This is a genomic window from Corynebacterium sp. HMSC05D03 (genome assembly GCF_001807205.1).
GTDB classification, from domain to species: domain Bacteria; phylum Actinomycetota; class Actinomycetes; order Mycobacteriales; family Mycobacteriaceae; genus Corynebacterium; species Corynebacterium aurimucosum.
Genome location: NZ_KV788182.1, coordinates 15,458 through 36,955, shown reverse-complemented (window position 1 = coordinate 36,955; position 21,498 = coordinate 15,458). Strand labels below are relative to the sequence as shown.

Genomic DNA, 21,498 nt, shown 5'->3' with positions numbered 1-21,498 from the left:
GGTTATGACGGAATTTTTACACTAAGACAGCAATCTCAATGTGAGTTTTTCTTTGTTTCGTTCCGTTTTCTTCACCTTCAGTGAGACAATAGAAACATCGCCGCAACATTCGTTGTTCTTTTCGTTCACACGCCCCAGCCCCGTTTCCTTTCCGCGGCGGGCGCAGTGACCACCACAGGCAGACTTCACCGGGAGGAACTATGTACGCAGAAGAGCGTCGCCGACAAATTGCCTCATTGACCGCCGTCGAAGGCCGTGTCAATGTCACCGAACTTTCTGAACGCTTCGATGTTACCGCTGAGACGATTCGCCGCGATCTCGCGGTTTTGGATCGGGAAGGAGTCGTGCACCGAGTTCATGGCGGTGCGGTTGCCTCCCAATCCTTCCAAACCGCGGAGTTAACCCTTGATACCCGTCAACGCTCGGCCACGGGCGCCAAGATGGCCATTGCGCGCGCTGCGCTGGAACAGCTTCCCGATGGCGGCAGCATCTTCCTCGACGCCGGCACCACGACGAATGCGCTTGCTGATCTCATTGGCCAGCGCTATTCGGCAGGTCAGTTCAGCATCGTCTCCAACAGCCTGCCGATCGCCCTTTCGCTAGCCAGCAACGGGGTATCCGAAGTCCAGCTCCTTGGCGGTACAGTACGGGCAATTACCCAGGCCGTGGTTGGTGATACCGCCCTTCGCACCATGGCGCTCATGCGTGCCGACGTGGCTTTTGTCGGCACCAACGCACTGACCATTGATCACGGTCTCTCAACGGCAGACTCGCAAGAGGCTGCGATCAAGTCCGCTTTCGTCACCAATGCGCACCGCGTCGTCGTACTGTGCGATTCTTCAAAGCTGGGCAATGACTACCTCGTGAGCTTTGCGTCCCTCGATGAAATTGATGTCGTTATCACCGATGCCGGCGCGCCCGCTTCCTACGTTGAAGCGCTGCGTGAGCACGGCATTGAGGTGATCATTGCTGCAGAGAAGTAGGCGCTTTAGCCCCTAGATCGTTTCAGGAGGTGTGCACCCCTTCATGGTGAGGGGCACACACCTCCTGCGCATTCACAATAATCTAGGACGCTTGGAATTGCTCCAATAGGTCAATCACCGCGGCGCGGGCATCAGCTGGGCCCTCAGCGTTTACTGCTGCGTCCGACATCTTCTGGCATTGCTCAAGAGTGACCTCAGCAAGCTGTGCGCCAACACCTGCGACCGCAGTCGACGCCGCAGACAGTGAAGTCACACCAAGGCCAGTTAGCACGCAGGCGAGCATGGGATCTGCTGCTGCTTCGCCGCAGACGCCCACCGGAACATTATTATCGCGCCCGACCACGCAGGTGTGCTGGATCAAACGCAACACGGCCGGTTGCCACGGATCGGTCAAGTAGGCCAGCTGGGGCGATAGGCGGTCAGCGGCCATAGTGTACTGCGTCAAGTCATTGGTACCGATGGACACGAAGTCGAGGTGCGGCAGGATAGTATCCGCCATCAGGGCTGCAGCCGGTACCTCAATCATCGCACCAGCCGTGAGCCCACGCTCGCGACAGAGTTCGGCGAACCACTTTGCCTCGACTGCCGTGGCCACCATCGGTGCCATAACCCACGTCGTGGCACCTTCGGCACGCTTTTCTGCGGCCTGCGCGATGGCATCGAGCTGACGGGTCAAAAGTGCCTCGTTATCGCGGGCGATGCGCAGGCCCCGGACGCCCAAGGCGGGGTTCTCCTCAGAGTCCAACGTGGCATAGGAGATCGGCTTATCAGAACCAGCATCGAGCGTTCGAACAACGACCTTGGAGTCCGGGAAAGCGTTGAAAACCTTGCCGTAGATGCGCGCTTGCTCCTCCACGGTGGGCTCTTCGCTCGCGGAGAGGAAGGACAGCTCTGTACGGTACAAACCGATACCTTCTGCCTGCGAATCAGAGGCGATGCGAGCTGCGTTGCCGTCGGCAACATTGGCGAGCAACTGCACGCGGTGTCCATCCTTGGTCTGGGCCGGACCCCGCCACTCGGCCACTCGTGCTGCCTTCTCGCGGTATTCCTCTACAGCCTTGAGCGAGGCAGCGCGATCCGCACCAAGGGCCACTGTTCCCACGGAGCCATCGACGAAGATCTGGGTTCCCGCCTCAATCGTGCGCAGCTCAGCGCCGACCGCCACGATGCACGGAAGGTCGAGCTGACGAGCGATAATTGCCGTGTGGCTGGTGGGACCGCCCAGCTCGGTCACAAGCGCCTTGATATGGGTGGTGTCCAAGGTTGCGGTATCCGCCGGTGCAAGGTCATCCGCCAGCAGCACCGCCTCCCCTTCAACCATGGGCAGGCCCGGCTCTTGCTCACCACGCAGTTGTGCGATGACGCGGTCGCGCACGTCCTTGAGGTCAGTCGTGCGCTCGGCCATTACGCCGCCGGCGGCCTCAAACATGGTGACAAACCTGTCTGTGGCACCAACAACTGCATATTCGGCGTTCTTGCCGCTGCGAATACCCTTGCGCACTGCCTTGTGCCAACCTCGGTCCTTGACCATTCCAGCAGTAGCGCCCAGAACTTCTGCTGCCTGACCTTCAGCACCAGCGGCACGCTGTTCTAGCCTGCTGGCAACGATGTCGGAGGCTTCGAGGAAGCGATCGTATTCAGCATCACGTTGCTCTTCCGCCACGGTTTCTCCAGCCGTGGGCAGTTCTGGGCGTGGGCGAACCCACACCGCCTCAGCGTATGCAACGCCGGCGACGACGCCGGTGCCTTTAACGGTGGATGGGGATGCGTTTTCCATGACACATTTCCTTACGGAGACGATGTTTTTTCTCTATCCAGATCATCACAAGTCGGTCAAAAATGCAACGAAAACCACAGTGATTCCGTTGACATTCGGACAAAAACGGGCAATAATCAACATTAAGCAACATTACTTTCACGCTGACCACGGGCAATCCGCACGGGAGTTCTTGTTTAAGCCGCCGAGGCGCGTTTGCCCCCAATATACGCACTCCGCGAAAGGGGACATTGTCCACAATGATCCTTACCTTGACCCCCAACCCAAGCATCGACGCCACCGTGCGCCTGAACGAGGAACTCGAGCCTGGTGCTGTACACCGCGCAGGGGCTGTATCCAGCGTTGCCGGTGGTAAAGGCGTCAACGTTACGCACGCCGTAATGCTCGCCAATGTCGACAGTCTGGCCCTTCTACCGGCTGTGGCCTCAGACCCTTTCTTAGCCCTCGCCGATGACGCGTCTATCCCCGTACACGCCGTGCCGACACATGGCGCGGTGCGCACCAATACCACCCTGACCGAACCGGATGGCCGTACGACCAAACTCAACGGACCCGGCCCCACGCTCGATGAATCAGTTCAGCAAGACGTGGCACAGGCCGTTGCTGAACACTGCGCTGACGCCGAGTGGATCGTCATGGCGGGCTCTCTTCCCCAAGGCGTTCCTACAGATTGGTACACGCAGCTCATCTGTGTCGCGCGCGAAGCCAACCCCGACATCCGTGTAGCCGTCGACACCTCCGATGCCCCTATGGTGGCTCTCGGAGAAAACCTCGAAACCGCCAGCCCCGACCTCATCAAGCCGAATGGTCTTGAGCTTGGCCAGCTAGCCAACGTGGATGGTCAGGCCCTCGAAGCTGCCGCCGAGAACGGTGATTTTAGCGGTGTGGTCAAGGCCGCGAGGGTCGTCGTCAAGCGCGGCATCCCCGAGGTTCTCGTCACCCTGGGTGGCGCTGGCGCAGTGCTGGTCACTGCCGATGAAGCGTGGGCCGCTACTCCCCCGCCGATTACCCTGCGCTCTACCGTGGGTGCCGGTGATTCTTCGCTCTCCGGCTATATCCTCGCCCGCTGCTCGGGTGCCTCCTACTCGGAAGCCCTGCGCCAAGCGGTGGCCTACGGCTCGGCTGCCGCAGCTCTCCCGGGAACCCAGATACCAACCCCTGAAGAACTAGATATCGAACACACGACGGTTCAGGCCGTCACCGACTTTTAGCAGTACTGAGGAGTACGTACCCGATGTCATCAGAACTCATCACCACCGATCTTGTGGCGCTCGACGCCGACTTCGGTGACAGCATCGAATCAGTCATTACCAACCTGGCCACGCTTGTCCACGACACCGGCCGCGCCACCTCCGTGGAGGAACTGGCTGGCCCCGCCATCGAGCGTGAAGCAAAAGCTGGCACCGGTGTCCCCGGTGGCGTTGCCATCCCACACTGCCGTTCCGCCGCAGTGTCTGAACCCACCTTGGCCTTCGCCCGCCTCTCGCGCGGTGTAGACTTCTCCGGGCCCGATGGCGACGCCCACCTGGTGTTCCTCATCGCCGCCCCGGAAGGTGGCGGTAAAGCACACCTGAAGATCCTTTCCAAGCTGGCTCGCGCGCTGGTGAAGAAGGACTTCTTGGAGGCTCTGCGCACCGCGCAGACCAAGGAGGAAATCGTCTCCCTGGTACTCGACGTGGTTAACGCCGAAAAACCGAAGAAGAAGGCTACGGCCAGCGAATCGGCACCTGCAGCTGCGGCTGCTGTGCCTGCGGCGAGCAAGGCTGCGGATTCACAGAAGACCCGCATCGTGGCCGTGACCGCATGCCCGACCGGCATTGCCCACACATACATGGCAGCCGACGCCCTCACCCAAACCGCCGAGGAGCGCGACGATGTCGAGCTCACCGTAGAAACCCAGGGTTCCTCCAATAACACCGCTGTTTCTGCAGACACCATCGCGGCTGCCGACGCCGTCATCTTCGCTACCGATGTCGGTGTTCGCGACCGGGAGCGCTTCGCCGGAAAGCCCGTTATTGAATCAGGCGTCAAGCGCGCCATCAACGAGCCGGGCGTGATGCTCGATGAAGCTATCGCTGCGTCCAAGAACCCCAACGCACACAAGGTCGCAGGCACGGCAGGCGCAGCCTCCTCTAGTTCCGCAGAAGAAGGCGAAGGACTGGGCTGGGGCAAGCGCATTCAGCAGGCCATCATGACCGGTGTGTCCTACATGGTGCCCTTCGTCGCTGCCGGTGGCCTCCTCTTGGCCTTGGGCTTCCTCTTCGGTGGCTACGACATGGCCAACGGTTGGCAGGCCATTACCAGCGATTACTCGTTGACCAACCTGCCGGGCCATGACGTCATGGTTGATGGCGAAATGATGACCTTCAAGAAGGCAGGGTTCGCCCTGTACATCGGCGCCGTGCTCTTCGCCATCGGTCAAGCATCGATGGGATTCATCGTCGCGGCGCTCTCCGGCTACATTGCCTTCGCGCTGGCGGGCCGCCCGGGCATCGCGCCGGGCTTCGCCGGTGGTGCCATTGCGGTCACCCTCGGTGCGGGCTTCATCGGTGGTCTGGTCACCGGCCTTATCGCTGGCTTTGTTGCGATGTGGATTGGCAAGTGGAAGGTCCCGCGCTGGATCGGCTCCCTCATGCCTGTGGTCATCATCCCGCTGCTCGCCACGATGGTTACTGGCCTGCTCATGTACCTGCTGCTCGGTGCACCGCTGGCCACCATCATGGAAGGCCTGCAGAACTGGCTGTCCTCCATGTCCGGTTCCTCCGCGGTCCTTCTGGGCATCATCCTGGGACTTATGATGTGCTCCGACTTGGGTGGCCCGGTCAACAAGGCTGCTTACCTCTTCGCTACTGCTGGCCTGTCCACGGGTGATGAGGCTTCCATGAAGATCATGGCCGCCGTCATGGCTTCCGGTATGGTTCCCCCGATTGCCCTGTCCATCGCGACCTTTGTACGCAAGAACCTGTTCACGCCTGCGGAGCAGGAAAACGGTAAATCCGCCTGGCTGCTGGGTCTGTCCTTCGTCTCCGAGGGCGCTATCCCGTTCGCTGCTGCCGACCCACTGCGTGTCATCCCGTCGATGATGCTCGGTGGCGCAGTGACGGGTGCTCTGTCGATGTCCCTGGACGTCATGTCTCGCGCCCCGCACGGCGGAATCTTTGTTATCTTCGCCATCGAACCAGCGTGGGCTTACTTCGTGGCTATCCTTGCCGGCGTCATCGTGTCCGCCAGTGCGGTCATCGCGATGAAGCAGTTCTGGCCTAACAAGGCTGCTGAAGAGGCTGCTGCGAAGGCAGACAAGGCTAAGGCCGCCGCCTAGCGCTTAAGCCGCGTACACTTGTAAGCACGAAACTCCGTAATTCGAAAGGATTATTATCATGGCTTCTAAGACCGTCAAGGTTGGTTCCTCCGTCGGACTGCACGCACGTCCGGCCTCCATCATTGCCGATGCCGCCGCTGAGTTCGACGAGGACATCTTCCTGACCCTCGTCGGTGACGAGGACGAGGACGAGACCGATGCTGCTTCCTCCCTCATGATCATGGCTCTCGGCGCCGAGCAGGGCGACGAAGTCACCGTGACTTCTGAGAACGAGGCCGCTGTGGAGAAGATCGCCGGTCTCATCGAGCAGGACCTCGACGCTTCCTAAAGCATTTTCCGTCTATAGAACGGCAGAGCTCCCGCTTCCCTCTTGTGCTGAGGGTGGCGGGAGCTTTTTGATTCGCCTCGTCTGCGCGGACTCTTTCTCTCGTCTTCTCCCCTCGACTGAAGTGACCTACTGTGTAGAGTCAAAGACATGACTGGCCAGCCAACAACGCCCCCCCAGACGTCGGCTACGAGGTCATGGGAGCGTTGACCCGGTTCCGCGGCGACCTCGATACCGAAACCCTCTACCACGGAGTCGCCTCACACCTCTGGGCGGATCAATTAGCGGGAGATTATCCGATTGGAAAAGCAGACTTCGCCAACCCCGAAACCATTTCGTGGCCAACTCATACCGACGACGAGGTATACATACACACGGTGGAAGAGCTGCTGGACTACGCACAGGCTCATTCCGGCAGTGATGATGTCTGGCTGGATGATGAGTTCGTGGGGAGACCTCTAAAGGGACCGAAGTAAAAGCACCTTATGCAGACTTCTGCACACATTCACCTGGGGTTTTCTAAATCAAAGCCTCCAGATGGTGCCTTTACTCCGTTCAGGCGGCGAGGGTATGTCTAGTACTTCGCGCCGCGGCCCTCACCAATGGAGCCGTAGAGCTTCTTCATCACCGGGTAGAGCACGATGATGCCGACAGAGCCCCAGGCAATGCCCTCAAGCGTCACGCCAAAGACGTCGAGGGTGAGGTTGCCAATACCCGCGATGAGCGCCACCGCCGCAGCAGTGAGGTTCACCGGGTTATTGAAGTTGACCTTGTTGTCCATCCAGATGCGCACGCCGAGCATGCCGATGAGCCCGTAGAGGACAATGCAAGCACCACCCAGCACGCCGGTGGGGATGGTAAAGATGAGCGCGCCAAACTTCGGGATGAAGGCCAGAGCGATGGCTGTGATAGCAGCTACCCAGTAGGCGGCCGTGGAGTAGACGCGGGTCGCGGCCATCACGCCGATATTCTCCGCGTAGGTCGTAGTACCTGAGCCACCGAAACCACCAGCCAGGGAGGTGGCAAGACCGTCTGCAATGAGGGCGTCACCGGCCAGATCATCGAGATCGCGCTTGGTCATCTCCGAGACGGCCTTGACGTGGCCGACGTTTTCCGCAATCAACACGACCAGGACCGGAAGCGCGGCCGCGATGGCGGAAACGTGAAACTCCGGCGCATGGAACTGTGGGAAGCCAATCCAGGCTGCTGCGCGGATGGACTGCACAGCGCCTTCGCCAAGGTTGCCCGTGGCAGCCGCAAAAGCCCAGCCCACGACAACACCGATGAGGATAGACAGACGCGACACCATGCCGCGACCAGCGACGGTGGCCAGGATGATGACCGCCAGCGTCACCGTGGCAACCAGAGGCTGGCTCGAATAATTGGTGGCAGCATTGGGCGCCAAGTTAAGGCCAATCAGTGCCACGATGGCGCCGGTCACAGCCGGCGGCATGACGGCGTCAAGGACCTTCCGGCCCGCCGCCTTCACCGCGAAACCAATCGCCACCAGGACCAGGCCAGTCACTAAGACGGAACCCGCCTGTGCGCCAATGCCGTACTGCTGGGAGGCGCTCAGCGGCGCAATGAACGCGAAAGAGGATCCCAGGTAGGAAGGCAGGCGGTTGCGGGTAATCAGGAGGAATAGGATTGTTCCCAGGCCTGAAAACAGCAACGTCGTATTGACCGGGAATCCGGTCAGGGTGGGCACCAGCAGTGTCGCGCCGAACATGGCCACGACGTGCTGCATGCCGATGCCGATAGTGCGGCCCCAGCTCAATCGTTCTTCGGGTGCGACGACCGCGCCCGGCTTAATCGTTTTTCCGTCCCCGTGGACGGCCCAGCCAAAATTACTCACGAACCATAATTATGGCTCACGGGAGCACTGAAACCTAAGCGTCCTCACCGGCCACGCGAAATTCCCTGAGTTCGGCGGCAATAGAGGCGGGCAGGCGAACGTCGACAAGCGTGCCCTGACCCGTGTACTCCTCACTGCGCACGGTGCCCTGGGTATGGATGCGATCGACCACGTCCCCGCGGGTAAACGGCACGAGCAGCTGCACGTGCTCGTCCTGGGAATTGAGGAACAGCTCCACACGCGCAGTGAGCTCATCGATGCCCTCCCCCGTCTTGGCGGAGACATAGACGACATTGTCGCGGTCGAGGGCGTGGCGCAGCTCCGCGAGTACCAGGGGGTCAGCCTGGTCAATCTTATTAATGACGATAATCTCCGGCGGGGCTTCCTCACCGGTGTCCTTCACAATGTCATAGATGACCTTGTTGACCGCTTCAATCTGCTTGAGCGGGAAAGGATCAGAGCCGTCCACCACATGAAGCATCAAGTCCGCTGCGAGGACTTCCTCCAAGGTGGATTTGAAGGCTTCCACCAGCTGCGTCGGCAGGTGGCGCACAAAGCCGACGGTATCGGTGAAGACGACCTGACGGCCATCGGCCAGCTCGGCGCGGCGCGTAGTGGGATCCAAGGTAGCGAACAGCGCGTCCTCCACCAGCACGCCAGCGCCCGTCATCGCGTTGATGAGCGAAGACTTGCCAGCGTTGGTGTAGCCAGCAATAGCGATCTGCGCAATCGTTGAGGATGCGCGGCGCGAGCGCTTGATCTCGCGTTCCGTCTTCATCCCTTTAAGTTCCTTGCGCAGCAGCGCCATCTGCGTGCGGATGCGGCGACGATCCGTCTCAATCTTGGTTTCACCGGGTCCGCGCAAGCCGACACCGCCGTTGGATCCGGCTCGGCCACCCGCCTGGCGCGAGAGGTTACCGCCCCAACCGCGTGTATGGGTGTAGAGGTACTCCAGCTGTGCGAGCGAGACTTGGACCTTACCTTCCTTGGACTTGGCGTGTTGCGCGAAGATGTCCAAGATGAGCATGGTGCGGTCGATAACCTTGGTGTTGAGCGCTCGTTCTAATGCCGTGAGCTGGCCCGGGGTAAGTTCGCCGTCGCATACCACGGTATCCGCGCCGGTGGCAGTCACGATATCCTTGAGCTCTTTCACCTTGCCGGAACCGATATAGGTTCCAGGATCCGGCTTGTCGCGCTTCTGATACAGGGCTTCGATGACCTCTGCACCCGCGGTCTCCGTCAACGCGACAAGCTCCGCCATCGTGGCCTCAACCTCGGCCACGGTGCCTTCGGTCCACACGCCCACCAAGATCACTTGCTCAAGGCGGAGCTTGCGGTACTCCACCTCGTAGATGTCGGTGCTGTCTTCTGAGCGGATTGTGGTCTTACGGTTCACTCGCCGGAAGGCATTGCGCTCCGCGAGGTCGAAATCACCGGTGGACGGCACCTGTGGCATGGGCGCGGGCTCACCAAAAGCCTGCGCGAGGAGATCATCATGGGTTTCTTGTGTCATATGTTTTCTATTCTTGCACGTCACGCCTCTTAACAGGGAATCTCCGTTGCACACGACCTTGTGCCGATCCCGGCGGCAAGGCTCACCGACAACATTTTTGAGTCATCGCGGCGCCAGATACAATGGGCCGCATGACCGTCAAAGAGACCACCCACCCAGAGATGCAGGCCATTGGCCTCAACTACGAGCGCTGGCAGGACGCCGTCGAAGCCGCCATTTCCACCAACCAGCTGGCAGTCACCGGGGAGGTTCGCGGAGGACAACTCATTCAGTTCTCGGATCCTTCCGGGGCGCAACTCAATATCCTTGCCGTCGAACCTTTCGCCACCTTTATCGGCTTCGAGGGCGTCACCCAAGGATTCGCTCACGTCTCTATGATCAACGATGTCTTGGCTTACCTGGACATCATCGATCCTTTCGGATACGTTCTCGCGCAAGCAACGGCGAACCTGGCGCAGGGCCCGCTCTTGGCAGATGAGGACACCCAGCAGTGGCAACAGGTAGAGCTCACCGCGATGGGCCTCGACGTCACCGCCTTCGACAGCACTGAAGCCTACGAAGCCGAGAAGGGTGCCTACCCAGCCACGTTTGAATCCACTGGCGCGGCAATTGTTGCGGCCGGTTCCGGTTCCGAATCCCCCACGCCGGGCTGCACTTTTTCCGCACGGGTCATGGAATCCGAGTGGCGCCACAACCAGCTCACAGGTAAGCGCTTCATGCACCTCGTCATGGATGGCACCTTCCCCTTCGATCTGTGTCTGCCGGAGAGCTTTGGTGAGCTGCCACCGAAGGATTCCGTTCTTGCGGGTTCGGCGATGTTGACGGCCTCGATTGCGCTGCCCACCGGTGGTTGTGGCGGCGAAGGCGGCTGCGCTTGTGGCTCTGGAGGCTGCGGAGGCCACTAAGGTCTCGGAGAGTTGTCACCATGATTTTTTCCGCATCTCAGCGTCGCGGTCTAGCGCTGCTTCTCGCCGCAGTTACCGCTGCGGTGTTGATTGTGACGCTGAAGCTGCCGGGAGTCATCCTCGCTGCTTTCGTCTGCGGCGCGCTGTGGCTTTTCGCCGATGCCCGCCCCAACGCCTCGGAGCATGCGGCACTGCGGGCTTCCATTGCGCTCACGGTGGAGGACATCACGGGTGTCCTCGAGGACTATGCCACGTTTGCTACGAGCGATGACGCGGAGTCCTTAGCCGACCGAACATTGCACCGCCCCGCGCTTGTCGACGTCGACTGCGCAAACCCCGTCATCGAAGCGTTCCACTACGAGATGCATGGTGCGCAACGCTTCTTACGCCGCCTCGATGCGCGGGTGAACTCACCGCACGTTGAAACCAGTGAGCTGGAATCCCTGCTTAAAGTGGCCGACGAGCGCGCCGCAGAACTCAAAGAAGCCTGGCTCGCGGCCCGCCGCGCCGCCTTGGCCTTGGGCACCAACTACAAAAAAGAGGACGGACGCTAAACGCCGTCCCGAAAAGCCCTATAGTGAAGTTTCACCAGTTGCCACGATGCGCGAAGGCCCCGTCAGCGTGGAGCCGTCTTCGGTGATGTCCACCTCTACCTCGCCGCCCGGAACAATGACGCGGACGTGGCCGGTGACCTGGGAGGCATCGGCAAGCGCGGCGCACGCTGCCGCCACCGTTCCGGTGCCGCACGAGCGAGTCTCCCCCGAGCCGCGCTCGAAGACGCGCATGTGAATCACACCATCGCGCAAAGGTGTCACCAGCTCTACGTTGACGCCTGCCGGGAAAAAATCAGTGTCAAAGACAGGCTGCTCAAGGCGCTTTCCAGCCAAGGCCTCTGCGCTAAGCCCCGGGATTACAGCCGCCAAATGGGGGTTTCCCACGTCCACTCCTAGCCCGGCGAAGCTCTCCCCCGCCATCGCAGCCGTGGAGACACCGAGCACCTGTGCTGGTCCCATCTCCACGCTAACTTCGGCCTCAGTCTCGCTGAAAGAGTGCACGGTAACCTGCTTGGCGCCGGCGCGCGTGCCCACGGTGAAGGTGTCTTCTTCCACCAACCCACGGGAACGGACCCAATGCGCGAAGACGCGGGTGCCGTTGCCACACATTTCCGCCACGGAGCCATCCGCGTTGCGGTAGTCCATGAACCAGTCATCGGCGTTAATACCCGGCGCGAGCTCATCGATTTCTCCAGAAGCGAGCAGTTCACCAGCCCGGATGACGCGCAGTACACCGTCGGCGCCGATTCCGGCTCGACGGTCACACAGTGCCGCCACCTTTTCCGGCGGTAGCGGCTCGGTTCCCTCCACAATGACGAAATCGTTCTCAGTTCCGTGGCCTTTAGCAAAGTTCATAGCTGTAGAGTCTAACGCCCTTCGAGGACACGCAAAGCCTGCGTGGTCGTGTCAGCCGCGGCATCCAACCAGTGGATCCGTTTATCGCGGTTGAACCAGGCGCGCTGGCGGCGCACATAGCGGCGGGTTCCGGTGATAGTGCGCTCCACTGCCTCCTCCCATGTCAGCTCTCCGCGCTGTGCTTGGAGAACTTGGGCATAGCCAATCGCCCGCCCGGCTGTGGACTCAGCCTTCAAGCCGCGGATTTGGAGGCTCTCCACTTCCTCCACCAGCCCCTTGTCGAACATGAGGCGGCTACGCAGCTCGATGCGCGGGTTCAACCAGCTGGCTTCCGTGCGCAACCCGAGGATTCTCGTGCCCCACCGGGGCGGGGCGTTCTTCGGTGGCTGGCTGGCTTTGAAAGGCTTGCCTGTAAGCTCGATGACTTCCAGCGCGCGCACGGTACGGCGCGGGTCCTTATCTTCAATGATGGCCGCGGCTGCCGGGTCCACGCTGGCAAGCTCTGCGTGCAAGGCATCGGTACCAATCTCTTGGCGCCGGGCTTCCCAGCGAGCGCGCACCTGCGGATCAGTGGGCGGGAATTGCCAATCATCCACGAGTGATTGGACATAAAGCATGGAGCCGCCCACCAAGATCGGAGTCTTGCCACGCGCTCGAATACTCTCGATATCCGCGATGGCAGCGGACTGATAGCGTGCTACCGACGCCGTTTCCGTCACGTCCCACACATCGAGCTGATGGTGTGGGATACCTTCGCGTTCCTCCATCGTTAGCTTGGCGGTGCCGATGTCCATGCCACGGTAGAGCTGCATCGAATCAACGTTGACAACTTCCCCGTCAAGCTCGTGTGCAAGAGCTACGCCGAGAGCCGACTTTCCGGAGGCCGTCGGGCCAACCACTGCAATGGGGGTTGGTGCGTGCGGGTGAGTATGAGTCATCAGCACTGCCACCCCGCCACATAGCGCCCTACCCCGAGGGTTGAATCCGCTGCCCGAAGCTCCGCGTGCCGTGGGTGCACGCCTGCCAGCTGTGCCCAGAGGTTCGTCTCGAGCACACCTGCGGACCGCAGACGTGCCTCGTCGCAGTGTGCTTCCCCGCCGGCAAGAACGCTTTCGCACCACAGGTGGGCATCCCGTGCGCCGTCGACGAGGGCTAGTGGCGCGCGTTTGGTCAGGCCTGCTGAGCCATCAACACAGACAACGGTCAGGCGGGCGGGACGGACCTCACCGAGTTCAGCGCGGGAATCTTCCACCACGAAGCCTGGTTCATCGGGTGTGTGGGCAAGCGCGCGACAAAGCACGTAGCGGGCCATGATTTCTGGCAGAAAGTTGCCTCCGCCGACGTCGACCTGCGGCGCTCCCCATGCTCGCAAGCTTCCCGTATGCTCGGTGCTCCACCGAGTATCACGCGATCCCACGATATCTACCTTGAGAGGGCCTCCGCCGCTTATGCGTGCGGCATCGCGAGCGAGCTCGCAGGCCGCGCCGAGCAGCGCGCGCGAAGCGTCATCGCCGGGAGAGAGTTCTTCCGCCAGAGCCGGGGAGGCTGGCATAACCATGAGATTCTGCATCAACTCCCATCCTATAAGGTTTGTTTTTCGGGGTTAACACGCGGCTGCACGGCGGAAACGGTAGTGTTGTGTCACATAAGTTTTGGCAGCCGTGTCGCGCGGCGCGATAGTACCGAAGGTGGTTTCCTACCATGTCCGCTATTCCTTCTCCTGGAGCCATGCCCCGCAAGGGCGCTCGTCCCGGCCCGTCGGCTTCCGCCCCCGCCGCACGACCGGTGCAGCCTGCAAAGAATGATCCCGCCAAATGGGGCCGCGTTGATGCTGATGGTTCGGTCTTTGTGAAGTTGCCCGAAGGTGAACGCAAGATCGGCGAATGGCAGGCCGGCACCCCAGAAGAAGGCTTGGCGCACTTTGGCGCCCGCTACGACGATCTGTCTACCGAAATCGAGCTGCTGGAATCCCGCCTGCAGGCGCATCCGGACGATGCAGCGTCGATCAAATCAACCGCGGCAGAGCTCCGGGACTCCCTGCCCACGCAGGCAGTGATTGGTGATATTGCCGCCTTGGACAAGCGCCTGAGCACCGTCATTGAGCATTCCGTGGAGGCCGGCGAGCAGGCGCAGGCTAACAAGGCTCGCCGCCGCGAAGAGGCAATCGCCAAGAAGGAAAAGCTGGCGGCCGAGGCCGAGGACATCGCCGCCAACTCGACGGAGTGGAAGGCCGCCGGCGACCGCATTCGCGCCATCCTCGAGGAGTGGAAGCAGATTCGTGGCATCGACCGTCAGACGGATGATGCACTGTGGAAGCGCTATTCCCGCGCCCGCGATTCCTTTAACCGTCGTCGGGGCTCGCATTTCGCCGAGCTCGATCGCAACCGCGCTGCAGCCCGCGCCAAGAAGGAAGAGCTAGTGGAGCGCGCGGAGGCTATTAAGGAATCCACCAACTGGGGTGAAACGGCGCGTGCTTACCGTGACCTCATGACGGAGTGGAAGGCCGCTGGCCGCGCTCCCCGCGAGATCGACGATAAACTCTGGGCCCGCTTCCGTGCCGCGCAGGACCACTTCTTCAACGCCCGCAACGCGGTCAACGACGAACGGGATAAGCAATTCGCAGAAAACGCCGCCGCCAAGGACGCGCTCATTGCGGAATATGACTCCCAGATTGATCCATCCAAGTCCATCGACGCTGCAAAGGCCAAGCTGCGGGAGCTGCAGGAAAAGTGGGAAGAGATTGGTTTCGTCCCGCGCAAGCAGGTGCGCGAATACGAGTCTAAGATCTCGGCTTTGGAAAAGCGCGTGAGCGACGCCGAGGATTCACAATGGCGCCGGACGGACCCAGAGGCCCAAGCCCGCGTGGCCCAGTTCCAAGCCAAGGTGGATGAATTCACTGCACAGGCGGAGGCCGCAGACGCCAAGGGCAATGCCAAAAAGGCAGAGGAACTGCGCGCCCAGGCGCAGCAATGGCAGGAGTTCGCGGATGCCGCTGCGGCTGCTGTCAACGATAAGTAGCGGCTCCCAGTCTGAGTGTTCGTTCAGATAGTCGCCCCGCCGGGCTCGGCACACGCTGAGCCGGCGGATTGCCTCCGCAGCTTTGTCTTCGACGCTAACCTTGCCGCACAGGAAGCCAGCGGTGATCCCGCGGCCAGTGGCTCTCCACGCCGTGTGCTCCAGCGCTTGCAAGGCTCCGCAGAGTCCGTGACTTACCTTTTCGGGCTCACTACCGCTGCTATGGGCACTGCAGGAGAACTGGGGCTGCCGGTCATTTCAGCAGCCGAGCCCAGCCCAGAAATCGACTTCGACGGTTTCATCCATATCTCACTTCCTCTCTTGGAGGAAACGGACAACGCCGATATCGAATGCGTTCTCGCCGCGGATCTCTTGCCCTTGCCTGGGGAGGAACTAGAGCCAGAGGCTCTCGACGTTACGCGAGCCCTCGCCCGCGAGGCACTCCGGCTTACCCGCCAACTGGGCCGCAAGAATGCCCAGGTTGGCATGCTGTATCCGCCGGACGCGGACCATACCTACGATCCGATGTCGCAGGCCTACCTCGAACTGGGGTTTCGCCAGAAGCACGCCGAGCGTCAGATGTACGTCGACATCCAGCCCACTGCCCCGGTGCTCGGTGCGCAGGTGTGGCCGGACTATGACATTCCGGAAGAGTTGCTGGATGATGTCCTGCGGCTGCTCACCATTGCCTCCGCCGACGCCGTGTACGGTGACTTGAGCGTTGAGCCTATCGTGTGGACGCGGCAACGCCTCAACGAAGCTTACGCCCGGCTACGCTCCCGGAAGGCTCACACGTTGCTCGTCGGCATTCTCGAGCGCGGTCGAGTTGTCGCACTCACGGAGCTGTCGCGCCACGGCGATGCAGACCCCGAAGTGTGCGAGTGGACTCTCACAGTCACCGACCGCGCCTACCGCCGGCGCGGACTGGCCACGCGCGCCAAGCAGCATGCTCAGTACGCGGTGACGCACCACTGGCCCACCGTTCGCCGGGCGTACTGTTCTGTGGCCCAAGCTGATCCAGCGATGAATGCGCTCTACGCGCGCCTCGGCGCGCATATCATCTCCGCCAGCAGCGCCTACGAGCTCACCGTGTAGAGCGGATAATCGGTGTAGCCGCGCTCCCCACCTGTGTAAAACGTTCCTTCGTCCGGCGCGGTGATTGGAAGCTGCTCCTGCCAACGGCGAACGAGGTCCGGGTTCGAGATGGCCAAGCGGCCCACGGCCACCGCATCACCATGCTGAACCAGCTCCTCGGCTTCGGCACGCTGGGTGACCTGGACAAATCCCGAATTCAGGATGACGCGGGTGCGCCCGTTAGCGCGTGCAAGGGTGCTCAGCTCAGTAATGAGCTCACCGGTAGGCTCTGCGTGGAGGAAGGAAACATAGGCCAGACCGAGGTCTTCACTTGCACGGAGCAGCCCTCCATACGTGGCAAGCACATCCGCGGCGTCAGTTTCCTCGATGCCCTGAATATTGTGTTGTGGCGACAGCCGCAGTGCGAGACGGTCTGCACCGATCTCCTCGGCCACAGCACGGAGGATTTCCTCCACGAGGCGATAGCGATTCTCTGGGTTTCCACCATAAGCATCCTCTCGGTGATTGGAGCTCGGGGAAAGGAATTGATGCAGAAGGTAGCCATTGGCGCCATGGATCTCTACGCCATCCATCCCTGCGTCGATGGCGTTGCGAGCGGCCTGACGGAACTCTCCGATGATGCGAGGTAGCTCTTCAACGTCGAGGGCTCGGGGAACCGGGCACTCTTTGCGGGACTCAAAATCTCTGACCGCAGTCCCAGAGGCCACTGCGGAGGGCGCTACCGGCTGTGCCCCTTCGAGGAGACTGGCATGAGACAGGCGCCCGCCATTCATTACCTGCATGAAAATGCGCCCGCCGGCCTCATGGACGGACTCCGTCACGCGACGCCACCCGGCAATCTGCTCTGGAGTTTCGACACCGGGCTGGCCAGGAAAGGCGCGGCTCGTCATCGAGGGGAATACGCCCTCTGTCACGATAAGGCCCATGGAAGCGCGCTGCGTGTAGTACGTCTCGTGCACATGTGTGGGGACACCGTCACGGCCTGCCCGTGAGCGGGTCAAAGCTGCCATGGTCACGCGGTTTGGCAGGGTTAGTCGTCCCAATTCAAGTGAGTCGAAGAGTGTAGTCATGCACTCCACAACACGATAGTAGGAGTGCTTATTCCTCGCCCTGCTGACGGCGGTGGCGTGAGGCGGCGCGTGAGCGGCGGTCGTCGATAAGCAGCGGGTTCTGCTCCGCTGGCAGCTCAGTCGCGGCTTCGTTTTGCAAGACACCCACGTGGTCAAGCTGCCCCGAGACTTCACGGACACGCTCAGCGGCGGCTAGCTGCTCAGGGCTGCGGCGCAACGCAACTTGGCAGTACACAAGAAAGGCCACCAACGTCGAGATAGCACCCGCGTACATGCCGATGGAAGCACCCTCAGCGGCGCCGCCGCGGTACCAGAAGCCCCATAAGTTGACGAAAAAGGAGATGGTCACCATCATCCATGCGGCGAGAGCTACAGACGTCCGCCGCGTGAGGAGTGTGGCCGTGGTCAGAATACCCACGCCACCCAACGCTAGCCAGGCGCTGACGGTCTCCATAAGCGAGATCCGGACTCCCTCAACGGTTCCTCCGACGAAGAGCGCTTCCCATCCGCGAGCCTCGCCAGCATAAGGAAGCACCAGGTACGCTACCCACGCCAGGACGGATACGATGAGCGCGTATTTGTGCTTTCCCAGTTCAATGGTCCTCGCTGCACGCTTCTCTGCCGCGACGGCGTCGCGCACCTGCTTCAAGTCATCACTCATAGAACCGGAGCCTACTCTCTTCTAACAGCCGCAAGAATCAGCCGGCGCGCTGGGCTTGCCGACGCCCGGCAGCCCCAGCCCCACCCCAATCGGAGCCGTCGTAGGTGTCTGCCCTGCCGCCGACATATCGCCGGCCTTCGTGCGGCGGTGCTCGCTGACGCCGGAGTCAGCAACCAGGAAGAAGGAGCCCGCACCCGTCACGGTGGTGTGCACGACATCACCGGGACGAATCTCCGCGGAAATGTCCTTGCCCGCAGGATCGACGGGAGCGAAGTGAACGAGACGACCATCGCGAGCACGGCCGGTAAGGCGGTGAGTCTCGGCGGACTTACGGCCACCTTCCGCCTGAACCAGAAGCTCCACATCGGAACCGACGAGCTTCGCGTTTTCCTCAGCCTGGATGGAGTCTTGCAGCGCTACCAAGCGCTCGAAGCGCTCCTGCACGACCTCTTTCGGTATCTGATTCTCCATTTCCGCAGCCGGGGTGCCTGGGCGCGGCGAGTACTGGAAGGTAAAGGCGGACGCGAAGCGGGCACGGCGCACCACCTCTAGAGTGGCCTCGAAGTCTTCCTCTGTCTCGCCAGGGAAGCCCACAATGATATCCGTCGTAATGGCAGCATGCGGCATCTTCTCGCGCACTTCATCGAGAATGCCCAGGAACTTCTTCGTGCGATAGGAACGGCGCATGTCCTTGAGCACCTTGTCCGAACCAGACTGAAGCGGCATGTGCAGCTGTGGGCACACCGCTGGGGTCTCCGCCATGGCATCGATGACATCGGACGTAAACTCGGCAGGGTGTGGGGAGGTAAAGCGGAGGCGCTCAAGGCCCTCAATCTTGCCTACTTCCCGCAGCAGCTTGGAGAAAGCGAAGCGGTCCCGCGGCAGATCCGGGTCGGCGAAGTTGACACCATAGGCGTTGACGTTTTGCCCCAACAAGGTCACCTCGGACACGCCCTGGTCCACCAGTGCTTGAACCTCTGCGAGGATATCGCCTGGGCGGCGGTCCTCTTCCTTGCCGCGCAACGAGGGAACAATGCAGAAGGTACAGGTGTTATTGCAGCCTACGGATACCGATACCCACCCGGCATAAGCGGATTCGCGCTTTGCCGGCAGCACGGACGGGAAGGCCTCCAGGGCGTCGACGATCTCGACCTGGGCCTCATCGTTGTGGCGGGCACGCTCCAGCAATGCCGGCAGGGCAGCCATGTTGTGGGTTCCGAAAACAGCGTCTACCCACGGCGCATGGTCAAGGACTGTGTCCTTATCCTTCTGCGCCAAGCAGCCACCCACCGCGATTTGCATGCCCGGGTGGTTTTCCTTCGTCTTCTTTAACGCACCCAACGTGCCGTACAGGCGCTTATCGGCGTTCTCGCGCACGGCGCAAGTATTGAAAACGATGAGGTCAGGCTCAGTGCCCTCCGGTGCCGCCGAATAGCCGGCTTCCTCAAGCAGGCCGGAGATGCGCTCTGAGTCATGAACGTTCATTTGGCAGCCGAAAGTCCGCACCTCATAGGTGCGGGGCTGGGAATTAATTACGGGGGAGTTCACGGGGGGACATTCTAACTGGCCCATCCGACTACTCATAATGCCTTAAGTTCGGCAATGCGTGCGTCCAAGACCTCAATGGAGATACGCATAACGAGTTCCTGGTTATAGCCGCGCCGCGCGAGCGTGCCAACGATGCGACGCAAGAACTTGTCCCTCTCATGCCGGTCAGCGGGAACCCTCTTGAGGGTTCGCACCTTCTTTTCAGCTACCTGGCGGGCGACAGCCTCTTCAGATTCTTCAGTGATCTGCTCTAAAGCTATGGCACGGTCGGCAGCCTCGACGCCCTTCTCCTTCAATTCGAGGTTGAGGGCCCGGGCCGATTTTCCTCGCCGGGCGTGACGCTGACGCACCCACTCCTTGGCAAAGGCTTCATCATCAACAAGCCCTACCCCTGCTAAGTCATCGACGACAGTGTCAACGACCTCTGGCTCAAAGTCCGCAGCGACGAGCCGGTCACGCAGCTCCTTGCGGGAACGCGCCCGCTGATCCAGTAGACCTAGCGCACGGGAACGCACGGGTGCCTTCGCCGCTTCGGCTTCCGCGTCAATGAGTTGCCCGCCGGCGTCACCCGACTCGTAGGCTTCGAGAGCGCGACGCAGCTTTTCGAGTTTCTCTGGTGAAGGTTGTGGCATTGATTCCGATTAGTCGTCGTCGAAATCGACGTTCGGTACAAGATCCACAGCCTCATCCGTCAGCGGATCGTCCGCGCCCGGCACGTCCATCGCTACATCCTCGCCCGCTTCGGCAGCGGCGGCACCAACGCCGAGTTTGACGAAGATCTTCTTTTCAATCTCATCCGCGAGATCTGGATTGTCCTTGAGGAAGTTACGGGCCTTTTCCTTGCCTTGGCCCAGCTGGTCGCCCTCATAGGTAAACCACGAGCCAGACTTCTTGATGAAGCCGTGTTCGACGCCCAAGTCAATGATGGAAGACTCGCGCGAAATGCCCTCGCCGTACATGATGTCGAACTCAGCGATCTTGAACGGCGGGGAAACCTTGTTCTTCACAACCTTGAGCTTGGTGCGGTTACCAATGGCATCCTGACCATCCTTCAGGGTCTGGATTCGGCGAATATCGCAACGCACCGAGGCGTAAAACTTCAGCGCCTTACCACCCGTCGTGGTTTCCGGCGAGCCAAACATTACGCCGATCTTTTCACGCAGCTGGTTGATGAAGATGGCGGTGGTGCCCGAGTTGTACAGAGCACCGGTCATCTTGCGCAGCGCTTGGGACATGAGGCGCGCCTGAAGGCCAACGTGGCTATCTCCCATCTCGCCCTCAATCTCAGCCTTCGGTGTCAGCGCCGCGACCGAGTCAATGACAATGATGTCAATGGCACCGGAACGCACCAGCATATCGGCGATTTCCAAAGCTTGCTCACCGGTATCTGGCTGGGAAACCAACAGGTTGTCCGTATCCACGCCGAGTAGGCGCGCATACTCCGGGTCGAGAGCGTGCTCAGCATCGATAAATGCGGCGATGCCACCGGTTTTCTGCGCCGATGCAATGGCGTGCAGCGCAACGGTGGTCTTACCCGAGGATTCCGGGCCATAAATCTCCACGATACGCCCACGCGGGAAACCGCCGACGCCTAATGCGATATCGATAGCTGTGTTGCCGGAGGAAATGGCTTGGATTGGCGGGCGGTCATCATCGCCCAAACGCATGACGGCGCCCTTACCAAAATCCTTCTCAATCATCGCCATTGCGGCATCAAGGGCCTTTTGACGATCATCGCCCTTGTTCGCCGTCGAGGACTTCTTCTTCGTAGCCATTCATTTCCTCACTATCGTGCGTCAGTTGTTGTGCATTCTTGCTCGTTAATACGTGCGTGTTAATGCTTGAGTGTTAATTAAAGGTGGCACCTAGTTAGACTGCCGCCTCGTGACTTTGGTTCCCAGGCTTTGACTCAATTAGCCTTTCACCCTCACCACAAGCCACGAAAGCACCCTAACGCGCTCACCGGACCACGTCTCCACAATACACACACAAGTGTTCGATTGGCCATTCTGCCGTGACGCGT

20 protein-coding genes are annotated in these 21,498 nt (G+C 60.9%); 9 read left to right on the top strand and 11 right to left on the bottom strand.

Going from position 1 to position 21,498, the window contains the following annotated elements; all coding sequences use genetic code 11:
- Positions 1-200 precede the first annotated feature (200 nt).
- A complete protein-coding gene (locus tag HMPREF3147_RS08705; protein ID WP_070446745.1) occupies positions 201-983 on the top strand; it encodes a DeoR/GlpR family DNA-binding transcription regulator in 783 nt (260 codons plus the stop codon).
- 82 nt (positions 984-1,065) lie between these two features.
- Here HMPREF3147_RS08705 and ptsP read toward each other — a convergent pair whose 3' ends face one another.
- Positions 1,066-2,760: a phosphoenolpyruvate--protein phosphotransferase gene (gene ptsP / locus HMPREF3147_RS08700; protein WP_070446744.1), complete on the bottom strand. Its 1,695-nt coding sequence runs from the start codon at positions 2,758-2,760 to the stop codon at positions 1,066-1,068.
- A 239-nt stretch (positions 2,761-2,999) separates the two neighbouring features.
- Here ptsP and HMPREF3147_RS08695 point away from each other — a divergent pair, with 239 nt between their 5' ends.
- The 4 genes from HMPREF3147_RS08695 (at position 3,000) to HMPREF3147_RS08680 (ending at position 6,880) form a co-directional block, all read left to right on the top strand.
- The gene (locus HMPREF3147_RS08695) at positions 3,000-3,971 is read left to right on the top strand and encodes a 1-phosphofructokinase family hexose kinase (protein WP_070446743.1); all 972 of its coding nucleotides are present in this window, start codon (positions 3,000-3,002) and stop codon (positions 3,969-3,971) included.
- A gap of 23 nt (positions 3,972-3,994) precedes the next feature.
- Complete coding sequence (locus HMPREF3147_RS08690) at positions 3,995-6,079, top strand: PTS fructose transporter subunit IIABC (RefSeq protein WP_070446742.1); 2,085 nt, start codon at positions 3,995-3,997, stop codon at positions 6,077-6,079.
- A 58-nt stretch (positions 6,080-6,137) separates the two neighbouring features.
- Positions 6,138-6,407, top strand: coding sequence for an HPr family phosphocarrier protein (locus HMPREF3147_RS08685; RefSeq protein ID WP_010190265.1), 270 nt, complete (start codon positions 6,138-6,140; stop codon positions 6,405-6,407).
- Positions 6,408-6,601: 194 nt separating this feature from the next.
- Positions 6,602-6,880, top strand: coding sequence for a hypothetical protein (locus tag HMPREF3147_RS08680; RefSeq protein ID WP_070446741.1), 279 nt, complete (start codon positions 6,602-6,604; stop codon positions 6,878-6,880).
- Positions 6,881-6,978: 98 nt separating this feature from the next.
- On the opposite strand, the gene HMPREF3147_RS08675 is transcribed toward HMPREF3147_RS08680, so the two are convergent.
- Together HMPREF3147_RS08675 and hflX are read right to left on the bottom strand one after the other, a co-directional pair.
- Complete coding sequence (locus tag HMPREF3147_RS08675; protein WP_070446740.1) at positions 6,979-8,259, bottom strand: uracil-xanthine permease family protein; 1,281 nt, start codon at positions 8,257-8,259, stop codon at positions 6,979-6,981.
- A 34-nt stretch (positions 8,260-8,293) separates the two neighbouring features.
- Complete coding sequence (gene hflX, locus HMPREF3147_RS08670; RefSeq protein ID WP_070446739.1) at positions 8,294-9,772, bottom strand: GTPase HflX; 1,479 nt, start codon at positions 9,770-9,772, stop codon at positions 8,294-8,296.
- Positions 9,773-9,894: 122 nt separating this feature from the next.
- Between hflX and HMPREF3147_RS08665 the strand changes: the two genes are divergently transcribed.
- Positions 9,895-10,677, top strand: a complete 783-nt coding sequence (locus tag HMPREF3147_RS08665) for a hypothetical protein (protein WP_070446738.1) — start codon at positions 9,895-9,897, stop codon at positions 10,675-10,677.
- 20 nt (positions 10,678-10,697) lie between these two features.
- Positions 10,698-11,231 (top strand): hypothetical protein, encoded by a 534-nt coding sequence (locus HMPREF3147_RS08660; RefSeq protein ID WP_070446737.1) that lies wholly within the window; start codon positions 10,698-10,700, stop codon positions 11,229-11,231.
- 18 nt (positions 11,232-11,249) lie between these two features.
- Here HMPREF3147_RS08660 and dapF read toward each other — a convergent pair whose 3' ends face one another.
- The 3 genes from dapF to HMPREF3147_RS08645 are packed head-to-tail and all read right to left on the bottom strand — an operon-like array spanning position 11,250 to position 13,656.
- Positions 11,250-12,086 (bottom strand): diaminopimelate epimerase, encoded by an 837-nt coding sequence (gene dapF, locus HMPREF3147_RS08655; protein WP_070446736.1) that lies wholly within the window; start codon positions 12,084-12,086, stop codon positions 11,250-11,252.
- Between the two features lie 11 nt (positions 12,087-12,097).
- Positions 12,098-13,024 (bottom strand): tRNA (adenosine(37)-N6)-dimethylallyltransferase MiaA, encoded by a 927-nt coding sequence (miaA, locus tag HMPREF3147_RS08650; protein ID WP_070446946.1) that lies wholly within the window; start codon positions 13,022-13,024, stop codon positions 12,098-12,100.
- Positions 13,024-13,656: a hypothetical protein gene (locus HMPREF3147_RS08645; protein WP_070446735.1), complete on the bottom strand. Its 633-nt coding sequence runs from the start codon at positions 13,654-13,656 to the stop codon at positions 13,024-13,026. Before HMPREF3147_RS08645 ends, miaA begins: the two co-directional genes overlap by 1 nt.
- A 131-nt stretch (positions 13,657-13,787) precedes the next feature.
- Here HMPREF3147_RS08645 and HMPREF3147_RS08640 point away from each other — a divergent pair, with 131 nt between their 5' ends.
- Both HMPREF3147_RS08640 and HMPREF3147_RS08635 read left to right on the top strand, forming a co-directional pair.
- A complete protein-coding gene (locus tag HMPREF3147_RS08640) occupies positions 13,788-15,104 on the top strand; it encodes a DUF349 domain-containing protein (RefSeq protein WP_070446734.1) in 1,317 nt (438 codons plus the stop codon).
- A gap of 15 nt (positions 15,105-15,119) precedes the next feature.
- Entirely contained in the window at positions 15,120-16,196 is a 1,077-nt protein-coding gene (locus HMPREF3147_RS08635) for a GNAT family N-acetyltransferase (RefSeq protein WP_070446733.1), read from the top strand.
- Here HMPREF3147_RS08635 and HMPREF3147_RS08630 read toward each other — a convergent pair.
- From HMPREF3147_RS08630 to recA, 5 genes are read right to left on the bottom strand one after another with little or no spacing between them, the layout of a single operon-like run.
- Positions 16,178-17,266 carry an alkene reductase gene (locus tag HMPREF3147_RS08630; protein ID WP_083276477.1) on the bottom strand — a complete coding sequence of 363 codons (1,089 nt, stop codon included), beginning with the start codon at positions 17,264-17,266 and terminating at the stop codon, positions 16,178-16,180. The two genes, HMPREF3147_RS08635 and HMPREF3147_RS08630, sit on opposite strands and share 19 nt — an antisense overlap.
- 28 nt (positions 17,267-17,294) lie before the next feature.
- Complete coding sequence (locus HMPREF3147_RS08625) at positions 17,295-17,927, bottom strand: Rv2732c family membrane protein (RefSeq protein WP_070446732.1); 633 nt, start codon at positions 17,925-17,927, stop codon at positions 17,295-17,297.
- A gap of 21 nt (positions 17,928-17,948) precedes the next feature.
- Complete coding sequence (gene miaB, locus HMPREF3147_RS08620; RefSeq protein WP_210384585.1) at positions 17,949-19,499, bottom strand: tRNA (N6-isopentenyl adenosine(37)-C2)-methylthiotransferase MiaB; 1,551 nt, start codon at positions 19,497-19,499, stop codon at positions 17,949-17,951.
- A gap of 8 nt (positions 19,500-19,507) precedes the next feature.
- Positions 19,508-20,107, bottom strand: coding sequence for a recombination regulator RecX (gene recX, locus HMPREF3147_RS08615; protein WP_070446730.1), 600 nt, complete (start codon positions 20,105-20,107; stop codon positions 19,508-19,510).
- A gap of 9 nt (positions 20,108-20,116) precedes the next feature.
- Positions 20,117-21,250, bottom strand: a complete 1,134-nt coding sequence (gene recA / locus HMPREF3147_RS08610; protein ID WP_070446729.1) for a recombinase RecA — start codon at positions 21,248-21,250, stop codon at positions 20,117-20,119.
- Positions 21,251-21,498: the final 248 nt, after the last annotated feature.

Coding starts and splice junctions, on each gene's coding strand:
- HMPREF3147_RS08640 (WP_070446734.1), top strand. CDS start 13,788: ATGTCCGCTATTCCTTCTCCTGGAGCCATGCCCCGCAAGGGCGCTCGT.
- recX (WP_070446730.1), bottom strand. CDS start 20,107: ATGCCACAACCTTCACCAGAGAAACTCGAAAAGCTGCGTCGCGCTCTC.
- HMPREF3147_RS08660 (WP_070446737.1), top strand. CDS start 10,698: ATGATTTTTTCCGCATCTCAGCGTCGCGGTCTAGCGCTGCTTCTCGCC.
- HMPREF3147_RS08645 (WP_070446735.1), bottom strand. CDS start 13,656: ATGCAGAATCTCATGGTTATGCCAGCCTCCCCGGCTCTGGCGGAAGAA.
- HMPREF3147_RS08630 (WP_083276477.1), bottom strand. CDS start 17,266: ATGACTACACTCTTCGACTCACTTGAATTGGGACGACTAACCCTGCCA.
- ptsP (WP_070446744.1), bottom strand. CDS start 2,760: ATGGAAAACGCATCCCCATCCACCGTTAAAGGCACCGGCGTCGTCGCC.
- miaB (WP_210384585.1), bottom strand. CDS start 19,499: ATGGGCCAGTTAGAATGTCCCCCCGTGAACTCCCCCGTAATTAATTCC.
- HMPREF3147_RS08685 (WP_010190265.1), top strand. CDS start 6,138: ATGGCTTCTAAGACCGTCAAGGTTGGTTCCTCCGTCGGACTGCACGCA.
- HMPREF3147_RS08665 (WP_070446738.1), top strand. CDS start 9,895: ATGGGCCGCATGACCGTCAAAGAGACCACCCACCCAGAGATGCAGGCC.
- miaA (WP_070446946.1), bottom strand. CDS start 13,024: ATGACTCATACTCACCCGCACGCACCAACCCCCATTGCAGTGGTTGGC.
- recA (WP_070446729.1), bottom strand. CDS start 21,250: ATGGCTACGAAGAAGAAGTCCTCGACGGCGAACAAGGGCGATGATCGT.
- HMPREF3147_RS08690 (WP_070446742.1), top strand. CDS start 3,995: ATGTCATCAGAACTCATCACCACCGATCTTGTGGCGCTCGACGCCGAC.
- hflX (WP_070446739.1), bottom strand. CDS start 9,772: ATGACACAAGAAACCCATGATGATCTCCTCGCGCAGGCTTTTGGTGAG.
- HMPREF3147_RS08680 (WP_070446741.1), top strand. CDS start 6,602: ATGGGAGCGTTGACCCGGTTCCGCGGCGACCTCGATACCGAAACCCTC.
- HMPREF3147_RS08625 (WP_070446732.1), bottom strand. CDS start 17,927: ATGAGTGATGACTTGAAGCAGGTGCGCGACGCCGTCGCGGCAGAGAAG.
- HMPREF3147_RS08705 (WP_070446745.1), top strand. CDS start 201: ATGTACGCAGAAGAGCGTCGCCGACAAATTGCCTCATTGACCGCCGTC.
- HMPREF3147_RS08695 (WP_070446743.1), top strand. CDS start 3,000: ATGATCCTTACCTTGACCCCCAACCCAAGCATCGACGCCACCGTGCGC.
- dapF (WP_070446736.1), bottom strand. CDS start 12,086: ATGAACTTTGCTAAAGGCCACGGAACTGAGAACGATTTCGTCATTGTG.